The following is a 21,341-nucleotide window of genomic DNA, read 5'->3' as shown; positions in this document are numbered from 1 at the left end:
GCCCCACCCCCTGTGGGGGGTGGGGCCCTCGCCCGTGCAGCGCCCGGTGCGCCGTGGCCCGCGGGTCTCAGTCCTCCCGGACGAGCCAGACCGCGCCCAGCGGCGGCACCCGCAGCGCGGCGGACTGCTGCCGGCCGTTCCAGGCCGGCCCGTCGGCCACGATCGTGCCCGGGTTGACCACCCCGGAGCCGCCGAAGCGCTCGGCGTCGGTGTTCAAGAGCTCCTTCCAGCGGCCGGCGGAGGGCATGCCGATGCGGAAGTCCTCGTAGGGCCCGCCGGAGAAGTTCACCACCGCGACCAGGGAGCGGCCGTCGGTGGAGCGGCGCTCGAACGAGATGAGGTTGCGCTGGCTGTCGCCGCCGTCGATCCACTCGAAGCCCTCGGGCGAGAAGTCCTGCGACCACAGCTCCGGGTGCGCCGTGTAGAGGGTGTTGAGCTCCTTGACGAGCTGGTGCAGGCCCTTGTGCCAGGGGGTGTCCAGCAGCCACCAGTCCAGCGAGCGGGCCTCGGACCACTCGGCCTCCTGGCCCAGTTCGGCGCCCATGAACAGCAGCTGCTTGCCGGGGTGGGACCACATGTAGGCCAGGTAGGCGCGCACGTTGGCGAGCTGCTGCCAGCGGTCCCCGGGCATCTTGCGCAGCAGCGAGCCCTTGCCGTGCACGACCTCGTCGTGGGAGATGGGCAGGCAGAACTTCTCGCTGAAGGCGTACACGAGGCTGAACGTGAGCTCGCCGTGGTGGTACTGCCGGTGCACGGGGTCCTGCGAGACGTACTGCAGGGAGTCGTGCATCCAGCCCATGTTCCACTTCAGGCCGAAGCCGAGACCGCCCCCGCTGGTGGGCGCGGTGACGCCGGGGAAGGCGGTGGACTCCTCGGCGATCATCATGATGCCGGGGGTCCGCTTGTAGGCGGTGGCGTTGGCCTCCTGCAGGAAGCTGATGGCCTCGAGGTTCTCCCGGCCGCCGTACTGGTTGGGCAGCCACTGCCCCTCGGCCCGGGAGTAGTCCAGGTAGATCATCGAGGCCACGGCGTCCACGCGCAGGCCGTCGGCGTGGAACTCCTCCAGCCAGTACAGGCCGGACGCGACGAGGAAGTTGCGCACCTCGCTGCGGCCGAAGTCGAAGACGTACGTGCCCCAGTCCATCTGCTCGCCGCGGCGCGGGTCGGGGTGCTCGTACAGCGCCGTGCCGTCGAAGCGCGCCAGGGCGAACTCGTCCTTGGGGAAGTGCCCGGGCACCCAGTCGATGATGACGCCGATGCCGGCCTGGTGGAGACGGTCGATGAGGTACCGCAGCTCGTCGGGCGAACCCCACCGGGAGGTCGGCGCGAAGTAGGACGTCACCTGGTAGCCCCAGGAACCGCCGAAGGGGTGCTCCATGACCGGCAGGAACTCCACGTGGGTGAACCCGGCGTCGGAGACGTAGGAGACAAGCTCCTCGGCGAGCTCCTTGTACCCCAGGCCCTGCCGCCACGAGCCGAGGTGGACCTCGTAGACGGACACGGGGCCGGCGTGCGGGTCGCTCGCCGCCCGCCGCTCGAGCCACTGCGCGTCGCCCCACTCGTAGGTGGACTCGGCCACCACCGACGCCGTGGCAGGGGGCACCTCGGTGGCCTGCGCCATCGGGTCGGCCTTCTGCCGCCAGTGCCCGTCCTGCCCGAGGATCTCGAACTTGTAGCGCGAACCGGCGCCGACCCCGGGCACGAACAGCTCCCACACCCCGGAGGAGCCGAGCGAGCGCATCGAGTCCGTGCGCCCGTTCCAGTGGTTGTGGTCGCCCACGACGCGCACCGCACGGGCGTTCGGCGCCCACACCGCGAAGGAGGTGCCGTCCACCGGGCCCATCGGGCCCTCCCAGTGCCGCACGTGGGCGCCCAGGACGTCCCACAGCTGCTCGTGGCGGCCCTCGCCGATCAGGTGCAGGTCGACCTCACCGACGGTGGGCAGGAACCGGTAGGCGTCGTCGACCACCTGCGGTTCGGCTCCGGGGTAGGTGACCTCCAGGCGGTAGTCGCCGATCTCGCCGCCGGGGAGCACGCCGGCCCACACGCCGTCGTGCTCGTGGACCAGGCCGACGCGGCCGCCGTCGGCGGTCAGCACGGTGACGGCGGAGGCGAACGGCTTCAGGGCGCGGTAGGTGATGCCGCCCTCGTGCGGGTGCGCGCCGAGCACCGAGTGCGGCGACCAGTGCGACCCGGTGGCGACCTTGGCCAGGTCGTCGGCGTCCACGGGGCGGGGGGTGGCAGCTTCGCTCGACATGGGCTCCAGTCTCCGGTCGATGGGGGTGCTCCGCGCGTCGGCGCGGCAGGCACCTGCTGTTCAGGACGTCAGGCGCTCCACCGCGCTCAGCGGGATGTGCGCCCAGTCGGGACGGTTGCGGACCTCGTAGACGACCTCGTACAGGGCCTTGTCCAGCTCCAGGGCGGCCAGGAGGGTGGCCGCCGCCGAACCGGGTTCGCGGGGGTCGACGCCGGTGCCGGCGGCGTAGGCGGCGAGGAACGCCTCGCGGCAGCGCGCCGCCCACCGGCCCGCGGCCTCGGTGCCGGCGCTCCCGGCACCGCTGGCGGCCGCGTAGTCGAAGGACCGCAGCATCCCGGCCACGTCGCGCAGCGCCAGGTCGGGGAGGCTGCGCTCGGCCAGCGGGCGCAGCGGCTCACCCTCGAAGTCCAGCAGCACCCAGCCGCGCTCGGCCGAGCGCAGCACCTGGCCCAGGTGGTAGTCCCCGTGCACGCGCTGCAGGTCCGGTGCGCCGCTGACGCGGCGCACCGCCTCGACCCGCTCGGTCGCCGCCCGCGAGAGCTCGCGCAGTCGCGGGACCGCGGTGCACGCCCACGCCACGCGGGCGGCCAGGCCGTCGGCGACCGCGCTCAGGCGCTCGGGGGTGGCCGGCTCGGTGGGCATCTCGCGGGCCAGGACGGCGTGGACCTCGGCGGTGGCGGCGCCCAGTTCACCGGCCTCCGCGCTGAAGTCGCGCCCCTGCTCCACCGCGGCGGTGGCGACCCGCCAGGCGTCCTGGGAGCCGGCGAGGAACTCCGTCAGGTGCGCCACGTGGCCGTGCGCGGTGCTGCCGTCCGGCGCGGTCCACTGCCCGTCCACCCAGCCGGCGGGGCGGGGGACCCGCTCGCAGCCGGCGGTGGCCAGCGCGGTCTGCACGACCACGTCGGGGTTGTCTCCGGCGCTGAGGACGCGGAACACCTTGGCGATCAGGGGCGACTGCTGCGAGCCCCGGGGTGCGGAGACCACGATCGAGGTGTTCGACTGCTCTCCGCCCAGGACCTTCGTGCTCGCGCCGGCAGGCACGGGCAGCCCGCCGTCGGCGCTGGTGCCGTGCACGCCGAAGGAGGGTGAGCCGGCGCCCTCCTCGGCGGCCACGAGGGTCAGCAGCGCCCGGGTGAACGTGGGGTCGTGCGGGCCGTCGTAGACCCACGCCTCGGCGCCGTCGACGTCGGGCAGGTGCCCCACGAGCGCCGCGGCGAGGGAGTCGTCGGGGGCGTGCCGCACGGTGATCGGGACGGCGTAGACGGTGTCGGCCGCCTCCTCGTCGTGGCCGGTGCGCACGGTGAACGCGACGAGCTGCGCCACACCGCCCTCGTCCAGCGGGGTGCGCTCCAGCCGCCGCAGTTGCACCGCGGCGCCCTTGTGCGCGAACCAGCGCTGCCGCGGCGCCCACTCCAGCAGCAGCTGCGCCAGGGCGGCGTCCGAGGCGGGGTCCGTGCTCACGGGTCCGGTCACGAGCCGCCTCCGAGCTTCAGCCAGTAGAAACCGCGCGGCCCGAGGGTGACCGTCAGGCCCCCCTCGGCGTCCACGTCGGGGAACGCCGCGCCGCCGAACAGGTCGCGCACCGCCGCACCGGTCTGTCCGGGCATGCGCAGGACCGCCGACTGCGCGTGGTCGGAGAGGTTGTTGACGCACAGGATCGTCTCCCCCTCCTGCTCCTGCGTGGGTTCCAGCACCCGCAGGTACGCCAGCACGGCGTCGTTGCTGCAGTAGCCCTCGTCGGGGCGCAGCGGGGCGGCACCGACCGCGGCCTCCAGCGAGGCGTCCGCGGGGCTGAGCCCCTCCTCGGTGGTCTCCGGGTGCCGCGGGGTCAGCGGCACGTAGCGGCCCAGCCCGAAGGCGGGGTGCGCCCGGCGCACGGCGAGGACGTTGCGCACCCAGTGCAGCAGCGAGCTGGACGTCGCCAGCTGCGCCTCCACGTTGACCGCCTGGTAGTTGTAGACCAGCGACTGGATGGTCGGCAGGTACAGCTTGCCGGGGTCGGCGGAGGAGAAGCCGGCGTTGCGGTCGGGGGTCCACTGCATCGGCGTGCGCACCGCGTCGCGGTCGTCGAGCCAGATGTTGTCGCCCATGCCGATCTCGTCGCCGTAGTAGAGGCACGGGCTGCCCGGCAGGGACAGCACCATCGCGTGGATCAGCTCGATCTCGGGGCGGGAGTTGTCCAGCAGCGGCGCCAGGCGGCGGCGGATGCCGATGTTGGCGCGCATGCGCGGGTCCGGGGCGTACCAGCCGTACATGGCGGCGCGCTCCTCGGTGGTGACCATCTCGAGGGTCAGCTCGTCGTGGTTGCGAAGGAACGTGCCCCACTGGCCGCTGGAGACGGGGATCTCCGGCGTCGCGGACAGGATGTCGATGATCGGCGTGGCCTTGCCCTCGCGCATGGCGTAGTACAGGCGCGGCATGACCGGGAAGTGGAAGCACATGTGGCACTCCGGCTCCTCCTCGGTGCCGAAGTACTCCACCACGTCGAAGGGCCACTGGTTGGCCTCGGCCAGCAGCACCCGGCCGGGGTACTCGTCGTCGACCATCTTCCGCAACCGCTTGAGGAACTGGTGGGTGGCCGGCAGGTTCTCGCCGTTGGTCCCCTCCTCCTCGTACAGGTAGGGGACCGCGTCCAGGCGGAAGCCGTCGATCCCCATGTCCATCCAGAAGCGGACGGTGTCGAACATCGCCTCCTCGACGGCCGGGTTGTCGAAGTTCAGGTCCGGCTGGTGGCTGAAGAAGCGGTGCCAGAAGAACTGCCGGCGCACCGGGTCGAAGGTCCAGTTCGAGGTCTCGGTGTCGACGAAGATGATGCGCGCGTCGGCGTACTTCTCGTCGGTGTCGCTCCAGACGTAGAAGTCCCCGTAGGGACCGTCGGGGTCGGACCGGCTGGCTTGGAACCACGGGTGCTGGTCGCTGGTGTGGTTCATCACCAGGTCGATGATGATGCGGATGCCGCGCTGGTGGGCCTCCTGCACGAGGCGCTGGAAGTCCGGCAGGGTCCCGAACTCCGGCAGCACCGCGTTGTAGTCGGCGATGTCGTACCCGCCGTCGCGCAGCGGGGAGGCGAAGAACGGCGGCAGCCAGAGGCAGTCGACACCGAGCCACTGCAGGTAGTCCAGCCGGTCGGTCAGGCCGGAGAAGTCCCCGGTGCCCGAGCCGTTGGAGTCGGAGAAGGCGCGGACCAGCGCCTCGTAGAAGACCGCGGTCTTGTACCACTGCGGGTCGTTCTTCAGCCCCGGCCCGGCGATGTGGAGGTTCTCCACGTCAGCCCCCCGCCCCGTGCGGCATCACGCGGAAGACGTGGGCGGGCTCGACGTACGGGTCCAGGCGCACGTAGTCGTGCTCGCCCCACTCGTAGGTGGCCCCGGTCAGCTCGTCGCGGACCGTGAAGCGTTCCCACCACTGCCGGCCCAGGGCCGCCATGTCCAGGTGGACGGTCGTCTCGCGGACGGCGTGCGGGTCCAGGTTGACCACCACGAGGACGAGGTCCTCGGTGCCGTCCGGGTCGACGCGCCGCCGGGAGAAGGCCAGGACGTTCTCGTCGTCGCAGGGGTGGAAGGTGGTGCCGCGCAGCTCCTGCAGGGCCGGGTGCGCCCGGCGCACCTCGTTCAGCCGCTTCAGGTACGGTGCCAGGCTCCAGCCCTCGCGCTCGGCGCGCTCCCAGTCGCGCGGGCGGAACTGGTACTTCTCGTTGTCCAGCTGCTCCTCGGCACCCGGCCTGGCGGCGTGCTCGACGAGCTCGTAGCCGGAGTAGATGCCCCACGAGGGGCTCAGCAGTGCGGCCAGCACCGCCCGCAGCTTGAACACCGGCGGGCCGCCGTACTGCATGGTGGGGGTGAGGATGTCGTGGGTCGTCGGCCAGAAGCTGGGCCGCATGTAGTGCGCGGACTCGGTGGTGAGCTGCTCGAGGTACTCGCGGATCTCCCAGCCGGCGTTGCGCCAGGCGAAGTAGGAGTACGACTGCTGGAATCCGACCTTGGCCAGGGTGTGCATCATCGCGGGCCTGGTGAATGCCTCCGACAGCCACACCACCTCGGGGTGCTCACTGGCCACCTCGGCGATGAGCCACTCCCAGAACTCCACCGGCTTGGTGTGCGGGTTGTCCACCCGGAAGCACGTCACGCCGTGCGAGATCCACACGTCCACGACCCGCTTGACCTCGGCGTAGATGCCCTCGGGGTCGTTGTCGAAGTTCAGCGGGTAGATGTCCTGGTACTTCTTCGGCGGGTTCTCCGCGTAGGCGATGGTGCCGTCGGCGCGGGTGGTGAACCACTCCGGGTGCTCGGTGACCCACGGGTGGTCGGGGGAGCACTGCAGCGCCAGGTCCAGGGCCACCTCCAGCCCCAGCTCCTTCGCCCGGGCCACGAAGTGGTCGAAGTCCTCGAAGGTCCCCAGCTCGGGGTGCAGGGCGTCGTGGCCGCCCTCGGCGGCACCGATGGCGTACGGCGAGCCGGGGTCGCCGGGGCCGGCCGTCAGCGAGTTGTTCGGGCCCTTGCGGTTGGTGACCCCGATGGGGTGCACGGGGGTGAGGTAGGCGATGTCGAAGCCCATCTCGGCGATCGCCGGCAACCGCTCGGCCGCCGTGCGGAAGGTGCCGGACACCCACCGGCCCGCCTCCTCGTCGAAGTGCGCGCCCTCCGAGCGGGGGAAGAACTCGTACCAGCTGCTGAAGGCGGCCAGGCGCCGCTCCACCCGCAGCGGGTACGTGGGCGAGGGCGAGACCATCTCGCGCAGCGGCAGCCGGTCCAGGGCCTCGCGCACCGGCGCGGCGGTGCCGGCGGCCAGCCGCTCGGCGTCGCCCAGCGAGGTGTCGCGCAGCCGGCCCACGGCGGCGCGCAGCACCTGCGCGCCCTCCTCGTCGCGGCCGGGCAGGCCGGCGGCGCGCTCCAGCAGCCGGGCGCCCTCCTCCAGCATGAGCGCGACGTCCACCCCGGCGCCGACCTTGATGGTGGCGTCGTGGTCCCAGGTGCCGTACGGGTCGGACCAGCCGTCCACCCGCACCCCCCAGTCGCCCGTGGCGTCCGGGGCCAGCACGGCCGCGTACCGGTCGGTGCCGGCGTCCGTCAGGGTCATGCGGGCGCTGGGGCCGTCCGTGCCGTCGGGGCGCACCAGCACGGCCGTGGCGGCCACCGCGTCGTGACCCTCGCGGAACACCGTGGCCGTCACCGGCACCAGCTCCCCGACCACGGCCTTGGAGGGCCAGCGCCCCGCGTCCACGGCGGGCGAGACGTCGAGGACGGGGATGCGCCCCACCACCGGGCGGGTGCTCCCCCCGGCCGGCGTCGTGGGCACCGCGGGGGAGCCCGGGCGCTGCGTCGTGGCGGCACCGGTCCCGCGCGTCGTCGGCTGCTCTTCCGTCGTCACGTGCGGCAACCTACCGACGGTGGGCGGAGGTGTCGCGCGGGAACGTGCGGGCCCCGCGCCGCCGCCGGGGCGTTCGCGGCGCCCGGCGCGCTGACCTGTCGGGCGGGTGCCCGCGCGGCTACTGTCGCTGCTCGTGAGAGCCATCCGACGCTTCACCGTCCGCACCGTGCTCCCCGCCCCGCTGGCCCCGCTGGGGGAGCTGGCCAGCAACCTGCGCTGGTCCTGGCACGAGCCCACGCGCGACCTGTTCGAGTCGATGGACCCCGCCGCCTGGATCTCCGTGCACCGCGAACCCGGTGCGCTGCTGGGCGCGCTGAGCACGGAGCGGCTGGAGGCCCTCGCCGCCGACGCCGCCTTCGTGCGGCGGGTGGAGGCGGCCGCCGCCGACCTGCGCTCCTACCTCTCGCGCCCCGGCTGGTACGCCTCGCTGGGGGCGGACGCGCCCCGCTCGGTGGCGTACTTCTCCATGGAGTTCGGGATCACCGGGGCCCTGCCGCAGTACTCCGGCGGCCTGGGCATCCTGGCCGGGGACCACCTGAAGTCGGCCAGCGACCTGGCCGTCCCGATCGTGGGCGTGGGGCTGTTCTACGCCACGGGTTACTTCAAGCAGTCCCTGTCGCGCGACGGGTGGCAGCAGGAGACGTACCCGGTGCTGGACCCCGACGGCCTGCCGCTGGCGCTGCTGCGCGAGGACGACGGCACCCCGGCGAAGGTGCACGTGGACCTGCCCGGCGGCCGCCGACTGTCCGCCCAGGTGTGGAAGGCGCAGGTCGGGCGCGTGCCGCTGCTGCTGATGGACTCCGACGTGGAGGAGAACGACGACGCCGCGCGCTCGGTCACCGACCGCCTGTACGGCGGTGGCGGCGAGCACCGGTTGCAGCAGGAGCTGCTGTGCGGCGTCGGCGGGGTCCGCGCGCTGCGCCTGTGGTCGCGCCTGAGCGGAGCGCCGGAACCGGAGGTGTACCACACCAACGAGGGGCACGCCGGTTTCCTCGGTGTGGAGCGCATCCGCGAGCACGTCGAGCGGGGCCTGGGGTTCGACGAGGCGCTGGAGGCGGTGCGCGCCGCCACGGTGTTCACCACGCACACGCCCGTGCCCGCCGGCATCGACCGCTTCGGCCGGGACCAGATCGAGCTGTACTTCGGGCCCGGCAACCCGCTGCCGGGCGTGCCCGTCGAGCGGATCCTCGCGCTGGGTGCGGAGGACTACGACGGCGGGGACCCCGGCGTGTTCAACATGGCCGTCATGGGGCTGCGGCTCGCCCAGCGCGCCAACGGGGTCTCGAAGCTGCACGGCGCCGTCAGCCGCGGCATGTTCGACGGGCTGTGGCCGGGTTTCGACGCACCCGAGGTGCCGATCTCCTCCATCACCAACGGCGTGCACGCGCCCACCTGGGTGGCGCCGGAGGTCCTGCGCATGGGCGAGCAGTACATCGGCCCGGCGCTGACCCGCGAGGCCCAGGGCTTCGAGAAGGTCGACCAGGTCCCCGACGAGGAGATCTGGCGCACCCGCCGCGTCCTGCGCGGCCGGCTGGTGGAGGACGCCCGCCGCCGCCTGCGGCTCTCCTGGCTGCAGCGCGGGGCCAGCGAGGCGGAGCTGGCCTGGACCCGGGAGGTCCTGGACCCCGACGTGCTGACCATCGGGTTCGCCCGGCGCGTGCCCACCTACAAGCGGCTGACGCTGATGCTGCGCGACCCCGAGCGGCTGCGCTCACTGCTGCTGCACCCGCAGCGACCCGTGCAGCTGGTCATCGCGGGCAAGTCCCACCCCGCCGACGAGACGGGCAAGCGCCTCATCCAGCAGATGGTCCACTTCGCCGACGACCCGGCGGTGCGCCACCGCATCGTGTTCCTGCCCAACTACGACATCACGATGGCGCTCTCGCTGTACCCCGGCTGCGACGTGTGGCTGAACAACCCGCTGCGCCCGTTCGAGGCGTGCGGCACCTCCGGCATGAAGGCCGCCCTCAACGGCGGGCTGAACCTGTCGATCCTCGACGGCTGGTGGGACGAGTGGTACGACGGCGGCAACGGCTGGGCGATCCCCACCGCCGACGGCGTCGACGACCCCGACCGGCGCGACGACCTGGAGGCCGCGGCCCTGTACGACCTGGTGGAGAACTCCGTCGCCGCGCGGTTCTACGACCGCGACGAGCGCGGCCTGCCGTCCCGCTGGCTGGAAATGGTGCGCCACACCCTGGCCTCCCTGGGCCCGAAGGTCCTCGCCAGCCGCATGGTCAGCGACTACGTGCGGCAGCTGTACGTGCCGGCGGCCCTGGCGGGCCGGGCGGCCACCGCCTCGGGCGCGGCGGCCGCGAAGGACCTGGCCCGGTGGAAGGGCCGGGTGCGCGGGGCCTGGGACCAGGTGCGGGTGGACCACGTGGAGTCCTCCGGGGTGGGCGACTCCGCGCAGGTCGGCGACCTGCTGCACGTGCGCGGTTTCGTCTCGCTCGGGTCCCTCACCCCCGACGACGTCGAGGTGCAGGTCGTGCACGGCCGGGTGAGCGAGTCCGACGAGCTGAGCCCCTCGGGAGTGCTGCCGCTGCGGCACGCCGAGGACTTCGGCGACGGCAGGCACCGCTACGAGGGCGAGGTCGCGCTGCGGCAGACCGGCCCGTTCGGCTACACCGTCCGGGTCCTGCCCAAGCACGCCGGGCTGGCCACGCCCGCCGAGCTGGGGCTGGTGGCGAACGCGTGAGGCGTGCCCGGGCCGGCCGGGCGCGCCTCAGGCGGGAGCGGCGAGCCAGGCGTCGATCCGGGCGAGGTGCTGCTGCGCGAACCCCGACGGCGCCGCGGAACCCTCCAGGGACGCACGGGCCACGTCGGCGAGCTGCTCGTCGGACAGGGCCAGGGCGGTGCGCGCCGTCTCGTACTCCTCCAGCAGCCCGGGGCCGAACAGCAGCGGGTCGTCGCCGTTGATCGAGCACCGCACGCCCGCCTCGAGCAGCGCGGGCAGCGGGTGCCGGCCGATCTCGGGCACCACGGCCAGCTCGACGTTGGACGTGGGGCACACGTCCAGCACGACGCCTTCGGCGGCCAGGCGCGCCACCAGCTCCGGGTCCTCCACGGCGCGCACCCCGTGCTGCACGCGCCGGGCACCGAGCCGGTCCAGCGCGTCGCGCACGCTCTCGGGTCCCAGGAGCTCCCCGGCGTGCGGCGTGCTCGCCAGTCCCGCCTCGCGGGCGATCGCGAACGCCCGCTCGAAGGGGGCCGGCGGGAACAGCGACTCGTCCGCGGCCAGCCCGAAGGACACGACCCCGCGCCCGGCGTACCCGGCCGCCAGGCGGGCCAGGTCCTCGGCGACCGGCGGCGGCTCGTGGCGCAGCGCCACCGCCATCAGCCCGAAGCCCACCCCCAGCCGGTCCGCCTCGCGGCGCCCCTCGTCCAGCACCAGCTCGAGGACCTCGGCGGGGGTGCCGAGCGCCGGGGCGTAGGGCACCGGGTTGGCCTGCACCTCCACCCACACGGCGCCGTCGCGAGCGGCGTCCTGCACGACCTCGCGCACCAGGCGGCCCAGCTGCTCGCGGGTGCGCACCAGCAGGCGGGCGCCGTCGTACATCCGCACGAACTCCGCGAAGGACGCGAACCCCCGCACCGGCGGGACGGGCACGCCCGCCTCCGCGGCGAGCTCGGCGAGGGTGGCCGGGCGCATGGCGCCCTCCAGGTGCAGGTGCAGGTGCGCCTTCGGCAGGGTGGTGAGGTCGCGCACGGGTGGGCTCTCCCGGGTCGGGTCGGGTGCGGGGCGGGGGTGGGGTTCTGCGGTGGGTAGCCTGCCGCGGTGGGTCACGGCGAGCGGGAGCGGCTGCTGGGCCTGGTCGCCGCGCACGTGCTGGAGCACGGTGTGACCTCCCTGACGCTGCGCGGCCTGGCCGGCGCCACCGGTTCCAACAACCGGATGCTGTTGTACTACTTCGGCAGCAAGGAGGCGCTGGTCGGCGAGGCGCTGCGGGTCGTGGGCGAGGAGCGGTTCCCCGTCTTCGCCACCGCCTGGGCCGCGCTCGAACGCGGTGACGGGCCGCTGCGCGAGGACCTGCACCGGACGTGGTCGGCGATCGCGGCGCCGGGCAACGTGCCCTTCCTGCGGCTGTTCTTCGAGGTGTTCGGCCAGGCGGCGCGCGGCGACGAGCGGTGGGCCGGCGTGCTCGGCGACATCGGGGACTGGCAGCGCCCGGCTGCCGCGCGCTTCGCGCGCGAGGGACTGCCACCGGCGGCGGCGCGGGCGCGCGCCACCGAGCTCGTCGCGCTGTGGCGCGGGCTGCAGATGACGCTGCTCATCACCGGCGACCGCGACGCGGTGGACGCGGTGCAGCGCCAGGCGCTGGAGGCCTTCTGCGACCGCCTCGGCTGACCGGCCGTCCCGCGGCCGCCCGTGCGCACGCGCATCACCGCGTCGCCACGAGGCCGGCGGCGAGCCCCGCGCCGGGGTGGTCGGCAGCCAGCCGCGGTGAGGTCGCCCCCAGCCGCTCGCGCAGGGTGCCGCTCCCGGTGGGGCGGTCCTCCTCGCGCGGCAACCGGCCGCGGCGGCGCAGCTCGGGCACGACCAGCTCGCAGAACAGCTCGTGGTCGCCGGGGGAGAAGATCGCCTCCAGCAGGAACCCGTCGACGCCCGTGGTCTCCACCAGGTCCTCGAGCTGGTCGGCCACCTCGAGCGGGTCACCCACCACCGTGAAGCCGCGGGTGCCCCGCCCGCGCAGCTCGGCCAGCACCTCCCGCACCAAGGGGGTGCTGCCGTCGGGCCGGCGGAAGCGGTCGATGTTGCTCTGGCCCATCTGCCCGACGCGGGGGTCGCCCGTGCGGGCCAGCGCCTCGGCGAGCGGCACGTCCTGCGGCAGGGCGAGCAGGTCGATCCCGGTGTTGCCGGCGTAGATCACGGAGGCGACCTCGTCGGTCTGCATCCGCTCGAACTCGGCCCGGCGTTCGCGGGCGAGCTCGCCCGTGGCGGCCACGGTCACCGTGGCACCGACCAGGACCTTCAGCGAACGGGGGTCGCGGCCGTGGGCGGCTGCCCGGCCGCGCAGGTCGGCGACGTTGGCGGCGGCGTGCCCCGGCGTGGTGCCCTGCAGGAACACGCACTCGGCGGTGCTCGCGGCGAACTCGCGGCCGGCCGCCGAGGTGCCGGCCTGGAAGAGCACGGGCGTGCGCTGCGGTGAGGGCGGCACGGTGAAGTAGCCCGAGGAGCGGAAGTGGGTGCCGGCGTGCTCCACGCGGTGCAGGCGACCGGGGTCCGCGTAGACGCCCGCCGCGGTGTCCTCGACCAGCGCGCCGTCCTCCCAGCAACCCTCCCACAGCTTCATGCACAGCTCGACGTGCTCGCGCGCGATCTCGTAGCGCACGTCGTGCGGGGTCATCTCCCGGTGGCCGAACAGCGCCGCCACCGCGTCCTGGGAGGCGCCGGTGACGATGTTCCAGCCGATGCGGCCACCGGTGAGGTGGTCCAGCGTGCCGAAGCGCCGGGCCATCGCCACCGGGTGGTCGACGCCGGTGGAGGCGGTCACGACGAGACCGATGCGTGAGGTGGCGTGGGCCAGCACGGGGACGAGCAGCATCGGGTCCAGCCCGGAGAAGTTCAGGCCGCCGCGGGCCGCGGCGGGCGGCAGGTCGCCGTCGACGGTGGGGTAGCCGTACCCGTCGGCGAAGAACAGGAAGTCGAACCCGGCGTCCTCCAGCAGGCGGGCCACACCGATCCAGTGGTCGACCTCGCGGTGGTGCACCGAGGCGCTGAACGGGTGCGACCAGCTCAGCGTGCCGCCCACCTGGGGGGCGGCCACCTCGAACACTCCCAGGTGCATCCTGCGCACGACGTTCTCCTCGCTGCCGTTGAACCGGGTGGTTCACATGGAAGCGCACGCAGGTTTCCGTGGTGTTTCAGGGCACCGGGCGACGCGGTCGTCGTCGCTCCGGGTGTTCCGCAACGTGCCGTTAACACCGTCGTGACACCCGGGCCGCGGACGGGTGCTTCAGTACGACCTCCGGCACGTCGGCGCCCGACGGCGCCCCGCCGGCGAGTTCCCGACCGCGTTCCCCGCTGCGTCCTGCCGCGACGCCGCGCCGGCCGCCACCCCGACACCACGGAGCAGCCATGACCGATCCCACCCGCCGTCCGCGCTCCCCGCGCCACCCGGCCCGCTCGCGCCGGACCTTCCTGCGCGGCACCGGCCTGGGGGTGCTCGGCGCCGCCGGGTTCGCATCCCTGGCGGCCTGCGGGTCCGAGGAGACCTCCAGCGCAGCGGGAGCGACCTCCGGCGGCTTCGGGGAGATCTCCGTGCAGCTGTCCTGGATCAAGAACATCGAGTTCGCGGGGGAGTACTTCGCGGACGCGAAGGGCTACTTCAGCGATGCCGGCTTCTCGAAGGTCGACCTCCTGGCCGGCGGCGCGGCGGGCACGGCGGCGGAAGCCATGGTCCTGTCCCGCCGGGCCACGGTCGGGCTGTCCTCGCCGACGCTCACCGGCCCGGCGATCGTCAACGAGGACGCGCCGCTGAAGATCATCGGGACGACCTTCCAGAAGAACCCGTTCTGCCTGGTCTCGGTCGAGGAGAAGACCCCGGTGCGCTCCGTCGCCGACCTGGCCGGCAAGCGCCTGGGCATCCAGACCGGCGGCAACGAGCAGATCTTCGACGGGTTCTGCAAGGCCAACGGCGTCGACACCTCCTCCTTCACGGTCGTGCCCGTGCAGTACGACCCCTCGGTCGTGGAGACCGGCGAGGTGGACGCCTTCATGAGCTACCTCACCAACGAGCCCATCCTGCTCGCCGGCCGAGGGCTGACCCCCGTCACCCTGGGGTTCGCCGACAACGGCCTGCCCGTCGTCGGCGAGACGTTCACCGTGCTGCAGAGCACCATCGACGAGCAGCGCGACATGCTCAAGGCGTTCCTCAAGGCGGAGGTCCAGGGCTGGAACGACGCCGTGGCCGATCCCGTCGAGTCGGCCCGGCTCGCCGTCGAGGTCTACGGCGCCGACCAGGGCCTGGAGCTGGAGGAGCAGGTCCAGGAGGCGGAGGCGCAGAACCTCCTCGTCGTCACCGACGACACGAGGGCCAACGGGCTCTTCACGATGACCGACGCGCTCGTCCAGGAGAACGTCGACGCCCTGGCCCTCATGGGCACTGAGATCACCGCCGAGCAGCTGTTCGACCTGAGCCTGCTGGCCGAGGTCTACGAGGAGAACCCGGACCTCATCACCGGCTGAACCACCGGCCGACCCCGCCCCCCGCCCCGGTGGGCCGGGCCGGCCCCCCGCTCCCGCACCCCCAGGCCGTTCCGAGAGAGGTCCCCGCGTGCACCAGGACACCACCGCAGCGCCGCCCGCAGCCCGCGCACCGTCGGCGACCACGGACCCGGTGCACCAGCCGGCCGCCGCCACCGGGTTCAACCTGCAGGGCTTGCGCAAGCAGTTCACGCTGGGACGCAAGAGCGTGCTCGCGCTGGACGAGACGTCGCTGGGCACCCGCAAGGACGCCTTCCTGTCCCTGCTGGGGCCCTCCGGGTGCGGGAAGTCGACGATCCTGCGCATCCTGGCCGGCCTGGAGACGCCGACCGGGGGAACGGCCCTCGTCAACGGCATGACGACCAGGGAGCTGCAGCGCGGGCACGAGCTGGGCATCGCCTTCCAGGACTCCGCGCTGCTGCCGTGGCGAACCGTGGCGAGCAACGTCCGCCTGCCGCTGGAGGTCGCGGGCGTCACGCCCGACAAGGGCCTGATCGACGACCTCATCGGCCTCGTCGGGCTGCGCGGCTTCGAGAAGGCCAAACCGGCGCAGCTGTCCGGCGGGATGCGCCAGCGCGTCTCGATCGCGCGCTGCCTGGTGGTCCAGCCCAGCGTCATGCTGCTCGACGAGCCGTTCGGCGCCCTGGACGACATGACGCGCCAGCGGCTCAACGTGGAACTGCTGCGCATCTGGACGGAGAAGCCCGCCACCACGCTCATGGTCACCCACGGGATCGCCGAGGCGGTGTTCCTCTCCGACGTCGTCGCCGTCATGAGCCCGCGGCCCGGGCGCGTGGTGGAGGTCGTCGAGATCGACCTGCCTCGACCGCGAACCCCCGACATGATGCGCACCCCGGAGTTCCACGCCCACCACGACCGCCTCTCGGAGATCCTCTTCGGCGGCGGCGTCCCGGCGCAGGCCGAGCAGGGGCAGCGCTGATGGCGGCCGGCGCCCCTTCGCCCGCCGCCCCGGCCCCCGAGCGCGTCGCTCGCAGCCGGCAGGACCTGCCGCCGTGGGCCGGCGGGCTCGTCGGTGCCCTGCTCGTCCTCCTCGCCTGGACCGTGCTGGCGCTGACGGTGTTCTCCTCGGCCGGCAACGTCCCGACGCCGTGGGCGGTCGTGCAGCAGCTCGCCGCGGACGGCACCGGGCTCTACTGGGCCAACGTGTCGATCACGACGTGGTCGGCGCTGCAGGGTTACCTCTGGGGCAACCTCGTGGCGATCGCCCTGGCCGTCGCGGTGCTGCTCGTGCCGCCGCTGGAGGGTGCCGCCACCCAGGTCGCGGTGCTCACGTACTGCGTCCCGCTCACCGCCATCGGCCCCATCGTCCTCATCGTCTCCCCGCCCGGCTCGCGCATCACGTCCGTGTTCCTCGCCGCCCTCAGCGTCGTGTTCACGTCGGTGGTCGGCTGCCTGCTGGGGCTGCGCGCCGCGGACCGCACGGCCCTGGACGTCGTGCGCGCCTACGGCGGCTCGCGATGGACGGCGCTCGTGAAGGTGCGCCTGATCGCCGCGCTGCCCAGCGTGTTCGCCGCCCTCAAGCTCGCCGCGCCCGCGGCGTTCCTCGGCGCGGTGCTGGGGGAGTACTTCGGCGGCGTCGACTCCGGGCTCGGCATCCTCATCACCGCTGCGCAGACGAACCTGCGCTACGCCCAGCTGTGGGCCCTGGCCCTGATGTCCGGTGCGGTCGCCGGCGCCGGGTACCTGCTCGTCGGCGTGCTGGCGCGGCTGCTCACGCCCTGGTCCTCCACCGGCGAGCGCGAGGGGGGGATCTCCCGATGACCACCGGGACCACCGGCGGTTCCGGCGCCGGCGCCACCGGCGGACCCCGGCCCGCCGTCCGCACCGACGCCCTGGAAGCGCGCAGCGGCGCTTCCGTGGCCGCGTCCGTCCTCGAGCGCACCGGTGCGCTGCTGCTGACCCTGGTGGTCTCCACGGTCGTCCTCGTCGCCGCGTGGTACCTGCTGCTGCAGCTGCTGGACGTCGACGCGTTCGTCGGCAAGCGCCCGCTGGACGTCTACGACTACCTGGTGCGCGACGAGGACGCCGCGGCCGACCGCCTCGAGATCCTGGGCCTGCTGGGCACCACGCTGAAGGACGCGATCACCGGCTTCGTGGCGGGCACCGCCGGTGCGCTCGTCGTCGCCTCGCTGTTCACGCTGTCGCGGCCCCTGGAGCTCGTCCTCATGCCGCTGGCGATGCTGCTGCGCTCGGTGCCGCTGGTCGCGATGGCACCGCTCATCGGCCTGGTGTTCAGCACTCCGCTGACCCGGGCGGCCACCATCGGCGGGATCGTCGTGTTCTTCCCCGTCCTGGTGAACGTCGTCCTCGGACTGCGCTCGGCCTCCCCCCAGGCGCTCGACCTCGTCCGCGTCCACGGCGGCACCCGGCTGACCGCGCTGCGCAAGGTCGCGGTCCCCTCCGCCCTGCCGAACCTGTTCGCCGCCGTGCGCATCTCGGTGCCCGGCGCCGTCATCGGCGCGATGCTGTACGAGTGGCTGTTCAGCGGCACCGGCCTCGGGGCCGAGATCTTCCGCGCGAACTCGCAGGTGCAGTACTCCAAGCTGTGGGCGATCGTCGTCGTCGTGACGTTCAGCACGATCGTGCTGTACACGCTGGTGAGCGTCCTGGAGACCCTCGTCCTGGCCAAGTGGGGTCCCGACGCCGGGCGCGGCTGATGCTCACCCCCGGACGCGGGCCCCGAGGAAGTCCTCCAGCAGCGCGGTCACGGCTGCCGGCTCCACCAGGTGCGGCCAGTGGCCCGCACCCAGTCGCCGCAGGTCCGCCGCGGCGGCCCGCGGGTTCAGGGCCCGCAGCCCCGCCTCGTCCACGTCGCGGGTGCTGCGCACGTGCAGCAGGGGCACGGCCGCCGCGTGCAGCAGGGGTCGCGGGTCCAGCTCGAGCACGTCCGTCCACAGCGGGCGCACCGCCGCCCCCGGTGTCGCAGCGATGCGGGCCAGGACCTCCTCGCGCAGCTCCGGCCGCCGCTCGCCCCACGCCGCGCGCATGGACGCGACGAGGACCTCGTGCCAGCCGTCGGCGCGCACCGCCGCAGCCCGGGCCCGCTTGGCGGCCAGCGCCCCGGCGTCCACGGGGACGTTGGAGTCGACCAGGACCAGCCGCCGCAGCAGGGCGGGCCGTCGTGCGGCCAGCAGCAGGCCCACGACACCCCCCGTGGAGTGGCCCACGAGGTCCACCGCACCCAGCTCGTGGACCCGCCGGGCCACCTGCGCGGCGACCGCCTCCAGCGTCGCCGTGCCACCCACCGGCGGCTCGTCGCCGTGACCGGGCAGGTCCAGCGGCACCACCCGCCGGCCGGCGGCCCGCAGCGCCGCGGCCTGCGCGGAGAACTCCACCGCGCGGCAGCCCACCCCGGGCAGGAGCACGACGACGGGGCCGCTCACCGGGGCCACCCGCTCAGGCGCTGGCGAGCACGCGCACCGACCACGCCGGCACCCTCAGCGCCGACCCCGCCGGCACCACCCGCCGGCGCCGGTCCGGCGTGCTGCTCCACCGCGGGTGGAACCGGGGCAGCCCCTGGACGGCGGGCAGCACCACGTCGCGCTGGCGCCCGCCGGCGTTGACGACCACCACCACCGACGCCAGGCCCCGCTCGCGCCCGTCCACCAGGACCTGCAGGATCCGCCGGCCCGCGTCGTGCCAGCGGTCCACGGTCATCTCCGTGCCGTCCTCGGCGAACCAGCGCAGGTCCTGGCGCTGCTCGCGCACCGGGTGCCCGCGCCGCACCCCGGCCTCGGCCAGCACCGGGTACCGCGAGCGCAGCGCCACCAGCTCCCGGGTGTCGGCCAGCAGGTCGCGCTGCCAGTCCGCCAGGTCCCAGTCGACCCAGGAGACCTCGTTGTCCTGGCAGTAGGCGTTGTTGTTGCCGCCCTGCGAGCGCCCGAACTCGTCGCCCGCGGTGAGCATCGGCACGCCCGAGGACAGCACCAGCGTCGCCAGCAGGTTGCGCACGCTGCGCCGGCGCGCCGCCAGCACCGCCGGGTCCTCGGTGGGGCCCTCCACCCCGTGGTTCCAGCTGGTGTCGGAGTCGCTGCCGTCCCGGTTGCCCTCGCCGTTGGCCTCGTTGTGCTTGCGGTCGTAGGAGACCAGGTCCATCAGGGTGAACCCGTCGTGCGCGGTGACGAAGTTCACGCTCGTCAGGCGCCCGCGGGTGACGTCGAAGGTGTCGGCCGAGCCCGCGAACCGGGTGGCGAACTCGCGCAGTCCCCGCCCGGCGGCGTCCGGCGCGCCGTGGCCGAGGGCCACCTCCCGGGCGTCGGTCAGCCAGAACCGGCGCACCCCGTCGCGGAACCGGTCGTTCCACTCGTGCACCGGCGCCGGGTACTGGCCCGTGCGCCAGCCGAAGGGGCCGATGTCCCACGGCTCGGCGACGTGCTTGACCTGCGCCAGGACCGGGTCGCTCATCAGCGCCACCAGCAGCGGGTGGTCGGGCGTGAAGCCGTCCCGGCCGCGCGCCAGCGTCGTCATCAGGTCGTAGCGGAACCCGTCCACGCCGTACTCGCTCACCCAGTACCGCAGCGAGTCCAGCGCGAACTGCACGACCCGGCGCTCGCCGAAGTCGAGGGAGTTGCCGCACCCGGTGACGTCGAAGGGGCGCCCGCCGGCGTCGCGCAGGTAGTACGTCGCGTCGTCCAGGCCGCGCAGCGACAGGTGCGCGCCGTCGGGGCCCTCCTCGCAGGTGTGGTTGTAGACGACGTCCAGCAGCACCTCGATGCCGGCGTCGTGCAGGGCGGCGACCGCGCGGCGGAACTCCTCGCGCACCGCGCCCGCCCCCGCCGCGCGCGCCGCGGCGGTGGCGTACCCGGGGTGGGGGGCGTTGAACGCCAGGGTGTTGTACCCCCAGTAGTTCACCAGCCCGCGCCGGCGCAGGTGGACCTCGGAGGTGCTGGCGTGCACGGGCAGCAGTTCCAGCGCCGTGACGCCCAGGGACGTGAGGTGCTCCAGCACCGCCGGGTGCCCCAGGGCCGCGTAGGTGCCGCGCAGCTCCTCGGGCACGTCCGGGTGCCGCTTCGTCAGGCCCTTGACGTGCGCCTCGTAGACCACGGTGCGCGACCACGGCGTGCGCGGCTGCTCACCGGGCCGCACCCGCAGCGGCTCGGGCAGCGGCCCCAGCACCACGCCGCGCGGCACGTGCGGCGCGCTGTCGCGCCCGTCGGGCACCGCGAGGTCGCCGTGCAGGCCGGCGTCCACGGCGTGCCCGAAGACCTCCGGCACCAGCGCCACCTCACCCTCGACGCCGCGGGCGCACGGGTCCAGCAGCAGCTTGGCCGGGTTGTGCCGCAGCCCCCGCTCGGGGTCCCAGCGGCCGTGCACGCGCAGGCCGTAGCGCGAGCCCTCCCGCAGGTGGGGCACGTGCCCGTGCCACACGCCCAGCTCCACGTCCGGCAGGGCGGTGCGCACCTCCCGGCCGTCCTCGCCGAAGACGCACACCTCCACGCCGTCGGCGTGGGCCGCCAGCACGGCGACGTCGGCGCCACCGCCGTCGGCCTCGGGGCGCAGCGTCACGCCCAGCGGGTGCGGGGAGGTCCTGCGCGGGACGGCCGGTGTGACCGGTGCGTCGCGGGGAGTGGTCGGAACGGGCACCGCCGCAGTCTGCCCGAGGCGGGCGCCGCGTGCGGGCAGGAGGGTCCGTCCGCCTGGCGGCCGCCACCCGGGCCGCTCCTTACACTGGGGGCGTGACGGCGTACCTCGACCACGCCTCGACGACGCCCCTGCGACCCGAGGCCCTCGAGGCGTACGCCTCCGCCGCCGCCCTGGCGGGCAACCCGTCGTCCCTGCACTCCAGCGGCCGCCGCGCGCGCGCCGTCGTGGAGGAGTCGCGCGAGGCGCTGGCCGCCGCCGTGGGGGCGCGTCCCGCCGAGGTGGTGTGGACCTCCGGCGGCACCGAGGCCGACAACACGGCCCTCAAGGGCCTGTACTGGGCGCGCCGCGACGCCGACCCGCGCCGCCGCCGCGTGCTCGTGGGCGCCGCCGAGCACCACGCCGTCCTGGACTGCGCGCAGTGGCTGGAGCAGCACGAGGGCGCCGACGTGCGCCTGCTCCCCGTCGACGCCCACGGCCGCGCCGACCTGGACGCGCTGCGCGACGAGCTGGCCGACGGCGGCGACGGGGTCGCGCTGGTGTCGCTGATGTGGGCCAACAACGAGGTGGGCACCGTGCAGCCGGTGGCGGCCGCCGCCGAGCTGGCGCACGCCGCGGGCGTGCCGATCCACACCGACGCCGTGCAGGCCGTCGGGCACCTGCCGGTGGACGTCGCCGCCGCCGGCGTGGACGCCCTGTCGCTGTCGGCGCACAAGTTCGGCGGGCCCGTGGGCGTGGGAGCGCTGGTGCTGCGCCGCGGCACGCCCCTGGTGCCGCTGCAGCACGGCGGCGGGCAGGAGCTGGGCGTGCGCTCGGGCACGCTGGACGCCCCGGCGGGCCCCGCGGCGGCGCCCGGGCCGGGGCCCGGCCCCGGCCCACCCCCCCCAGGCGCCCGCCCCCCCACCCCGC

15 protein-coding genes are annotated in these 21,341 nt (G+C 74.2%); 7 read left to right on the top strand and 8 right to left on the bottom strand.

The genetic code is table 11. The annotated features are described in order from the left end of the window. Window positions 1-67: 67 nt before the first annotated feature. From glgB to ACRYR8_RS17395, 4 genes are read right to left on the bottom strand one after another with little or no spacing between them, the layout of a single operon-like run. Entirely contained in the window at window positions 68-2,257 is a 2,190-nt protein-coding gene (glgB, locus tag ACRYR8_RS17410) for a 1,4-alpha-glucan branching protein GlgB (protein ID WP_432485666.1), read from the bottom strand. Between the two features lie 60 nt (window positions 2,258-2,317). Further along, window positions 2,318-3,730 (bottom strand): maltokinase N-terminal cap-like domain-containing protein, encoded by a 1,413-nt coding sequence (locus ACRYR8_RS17405; RefSeq protein WP_432485665.1) that lies wholly within the window; start codon window positions 3,728-3,730, stop codon window positions 2,318-2,320. Next, on the bottom strand, window positions 3,727-5,523 hold the full coding sequence (gene treS / locus ACRYR8_RS17400) for a maltose alpha-D-glucosyltransferase (RefSeq protein WP_432485664.1): 1,797 nt from the start codon (window positions 5,521-5,523) through the stop codon (window positions 3,727-3,729). Before treS ends, ACRYR8_RS17405 begins: the two co-directional genes overlap by 4 nt. Before the next feature lies 1 nt (window position 5,524). Further along, on the bottom strand, window positions 5,525-7,624 hold the full coding sequence (locus ACRYR8_RS17395) for an alpha-1,4-glucan--maltose-1-phosphate maltosyltransferase (protein WP_432485663.1): 2,100 nt from the start codon (window positions 7,622-7,624) through the stop codon (window positions 5,525-5,527). Window positions 7,625-7,757: 133 nt separating this feature from the next. Between ACRYR8_RS17395 and glgP the strand changes: the two genes are divergently transcribed. Then, on the top strand, window positions 7,758-10,322 hold the full coding sequence (gene glgP / locus ACRYR8_RS17390) for an alpha-glucan family phosphorylase (protein WP_432485662.1): 2,565 nt from the start codon (window positions 7,758-7,760) through the stop codon (window positions 10,320-10,322). Window positions 10,323-10,349: 27 nt separating this feature from the next. On the opposite strand, the gene add is transcribed toward glgP, so the two are convergent. Beyond that, the gene (add, locus tag ACRYR8_RS17385; RefSeq protein ID WP_432485661.1) at window positions 10,350-11,333 is read right to left on the bottom strand and encodes an adenosine deaminase; all 984 of its coding nucleotides are present in this window, start codon (window positions 11,331-11,333) and stop codon (window positions 10,350-10,352) included. A gap of 69 nt (window positions 11,334-11,402) precedes the next feature. Here add and ACRYR8_RS17380 point away from each other — a divergent pair, with 69 nt between their 5' ends. Next, a complete protein-coding gene (locus tag ACRYR8_RS17380; RefSeq protein WP_432485660.1) occupies window positions 11,403-11,972 on the top strand; it encodes a TetR/AcrR family transcriptional regulator in 570 nt (189 codons plus the stop codon). A 34-nt stretch (window positions 11,973-12,006) separates the two neighbouring features. Here ACRYR8_RS17380 and ACRYR8_RS17375 read toward each other — a convergent pair whose 3' ends face one another. Next, on the bottom strand, window positions 12,007-13,413 hold the full coding sequence (locus tag ACRYR8_RS17375; RefSeq protein ID WP_432485668.1) for an NtaA/DmoA family FMN-dependent monooxygenase: 1,407 nt from the start codon (window positions 13,411-13,413) through the stop codon (window positions 12,007-12,009). A 290-nt stretch (window positions 13,414-13,703) separates the two neighbouring features. On the opposite strand from ACRYR8_RS17375, the gene ACRYR8_RS17370 reads away from it, so the two are divergent. The 4 genes from ACRYR8_RS17370 to ACRYR8_RS17355 all read left to right on the top strand — a co-directional run bounded on the left by ACRYR8_RS17370 (window position 13,704) and on the right by ACRYR8_RS17355 (window position 17,509). After that, window positions 13,704-14,813, top strand: coding sequence for an ABC transporter substrate-binding protein (locus tag ACRYR8_RS17370; RefSeq protein WP_432485659.1), 1,110 nt, complete (start codon window positions 13,704-13,706; stop codon window positions 14,811-14,813). 151 nt (window positions 14,814-14,964) lie between these two features. After that, window positions 14,965-15,771 carry an ABC transporter ATP-binding protein gene (locus ACRYR8_RS17365; protein WP_432485667.1) on the top strand — a complete coding sequence of 269 codons (807 nt, stop codon included), beginning with the start codon at window positions 14,965-14,967 and terminating at the stop codon, window positions 15,769-15,771. Next, on the top strand, window positions 15,771-16,613 hold the full coding sequence (locus ACRYR8_RS17360; protein WP_432485658.1) for an ABC transporter permease: 843 nt from the start codon (window positions 15,771-15,773) through the stop codon (window positions 16,611-16,613). The genes ACRYR8_RS17365 and ACRYR8_RS17360 overlap by 1 nt, the downstream gene beginning before the upstream one ends. After that, entirely contained in the window at window positions 16,610-17,509 is a 900-nt protein-coding gene (locus ACRYR8_RS17355) for an ABC transporter permease (RefSeq protein WP_432485657.1), read from the top strand. Before ACRYR8_RS17360 ends, ACRYR8_RS17355 begins: the two co-directional genes overlap by 4 nt. Before the next feature lie 3 nt (window positions 17,510-17,512). On the opposite strand, the gene ACRYR8_RS17350 is transcribed toward ACRYR8_RS17355, so the two are convergent. Then, window positions 17,513-18,235, bottom strand: coding sequence for an alpha/beta fold hydrolase (locus ACRYR8_RS17350; RefSeq protein ID WP_432485656.1), 723 nt, complete (start codon window positions 18,233-18,235; stop codon window positions 17,513-17,515). A 13-nt stretch (window positions 18,236-18,248) separates the two neighbouring features. Continuing rightward, window positions 18,249-20,435: a glycogen debranching protein GlgX gene (gene glgX, locus ACRYR8_RS17345; RefSeq protein ID WP_432485655.1), complete on the bottom strand. Its 2,187-nt coding sequence runs from the start codon at window positions 20,433-20,435 to the stop codon at window positions 18,249-18,251. Between the two features lie 92 nt (window positions 20,436-20,527). Between glgX and ACRYR8_RS17340 the strand changes: the two genes are divergently transcribed. Then, window positions 20,528-21,341 (top strand): cysteine desulfurase family protein (locus ACRYR8_RS17340; RefSeq protein ID WP_432485822.1); only part of this gene is annotated, 814 nt, incomplete at its 3' end.

Source organism: Kineococcus esterisolvens, assembly GCF_050871405.1.
In the GTDB taxonomy this organism is placed as follows: Bacteria; Actinomycetota; Actinomycetes; order Actinomycetales; family Kineococcaceae; genus Kineococcus.
The sequence above is the reverse complement of the archived record's forward strand: the minus strand, read 5'-3'. Positions and strand labels throughout refer to the sequence as shown.

Coding starts and splice junctions, on each gene's coding strand:
- glgB (WP_432485666.1), bottom strand. CDS start 2,257: ATGTCGAGCGAAGCTGCCACCCCCCGCCCCGTGGACGCCGACGACCTG.
- ACRYR8_RS17355 (WP_432485657.1), top strand. CDS start 16,610: ATGACCACCGGGACCACCGGCGGTTCCGGCGCCGGCGCCACCGGCGGA.
- ACRYR8_RS17375 (WP_432485668.1), bottom strand. CDS start 13,413: ATGCACCTGGGAGTGTTCGAGGTGGCCGCCCCCCAGGTGGGCGGCACG.
- ACRYR8_RS17370 (WP_432485659.1), top strand. CDS start 13,704: ATGACCGATCCCACCCGCCGTCCGCGCTCCCCGCGCCACCCGGCCCGC.
- ACRYR8_RS17360 (WP_432485658.1), top strand. CDS start 15,771: ATGGCGGCCGGCGCCCCTTCGCCCGCCGCCCCGGCCCCCGAGCGCGTC.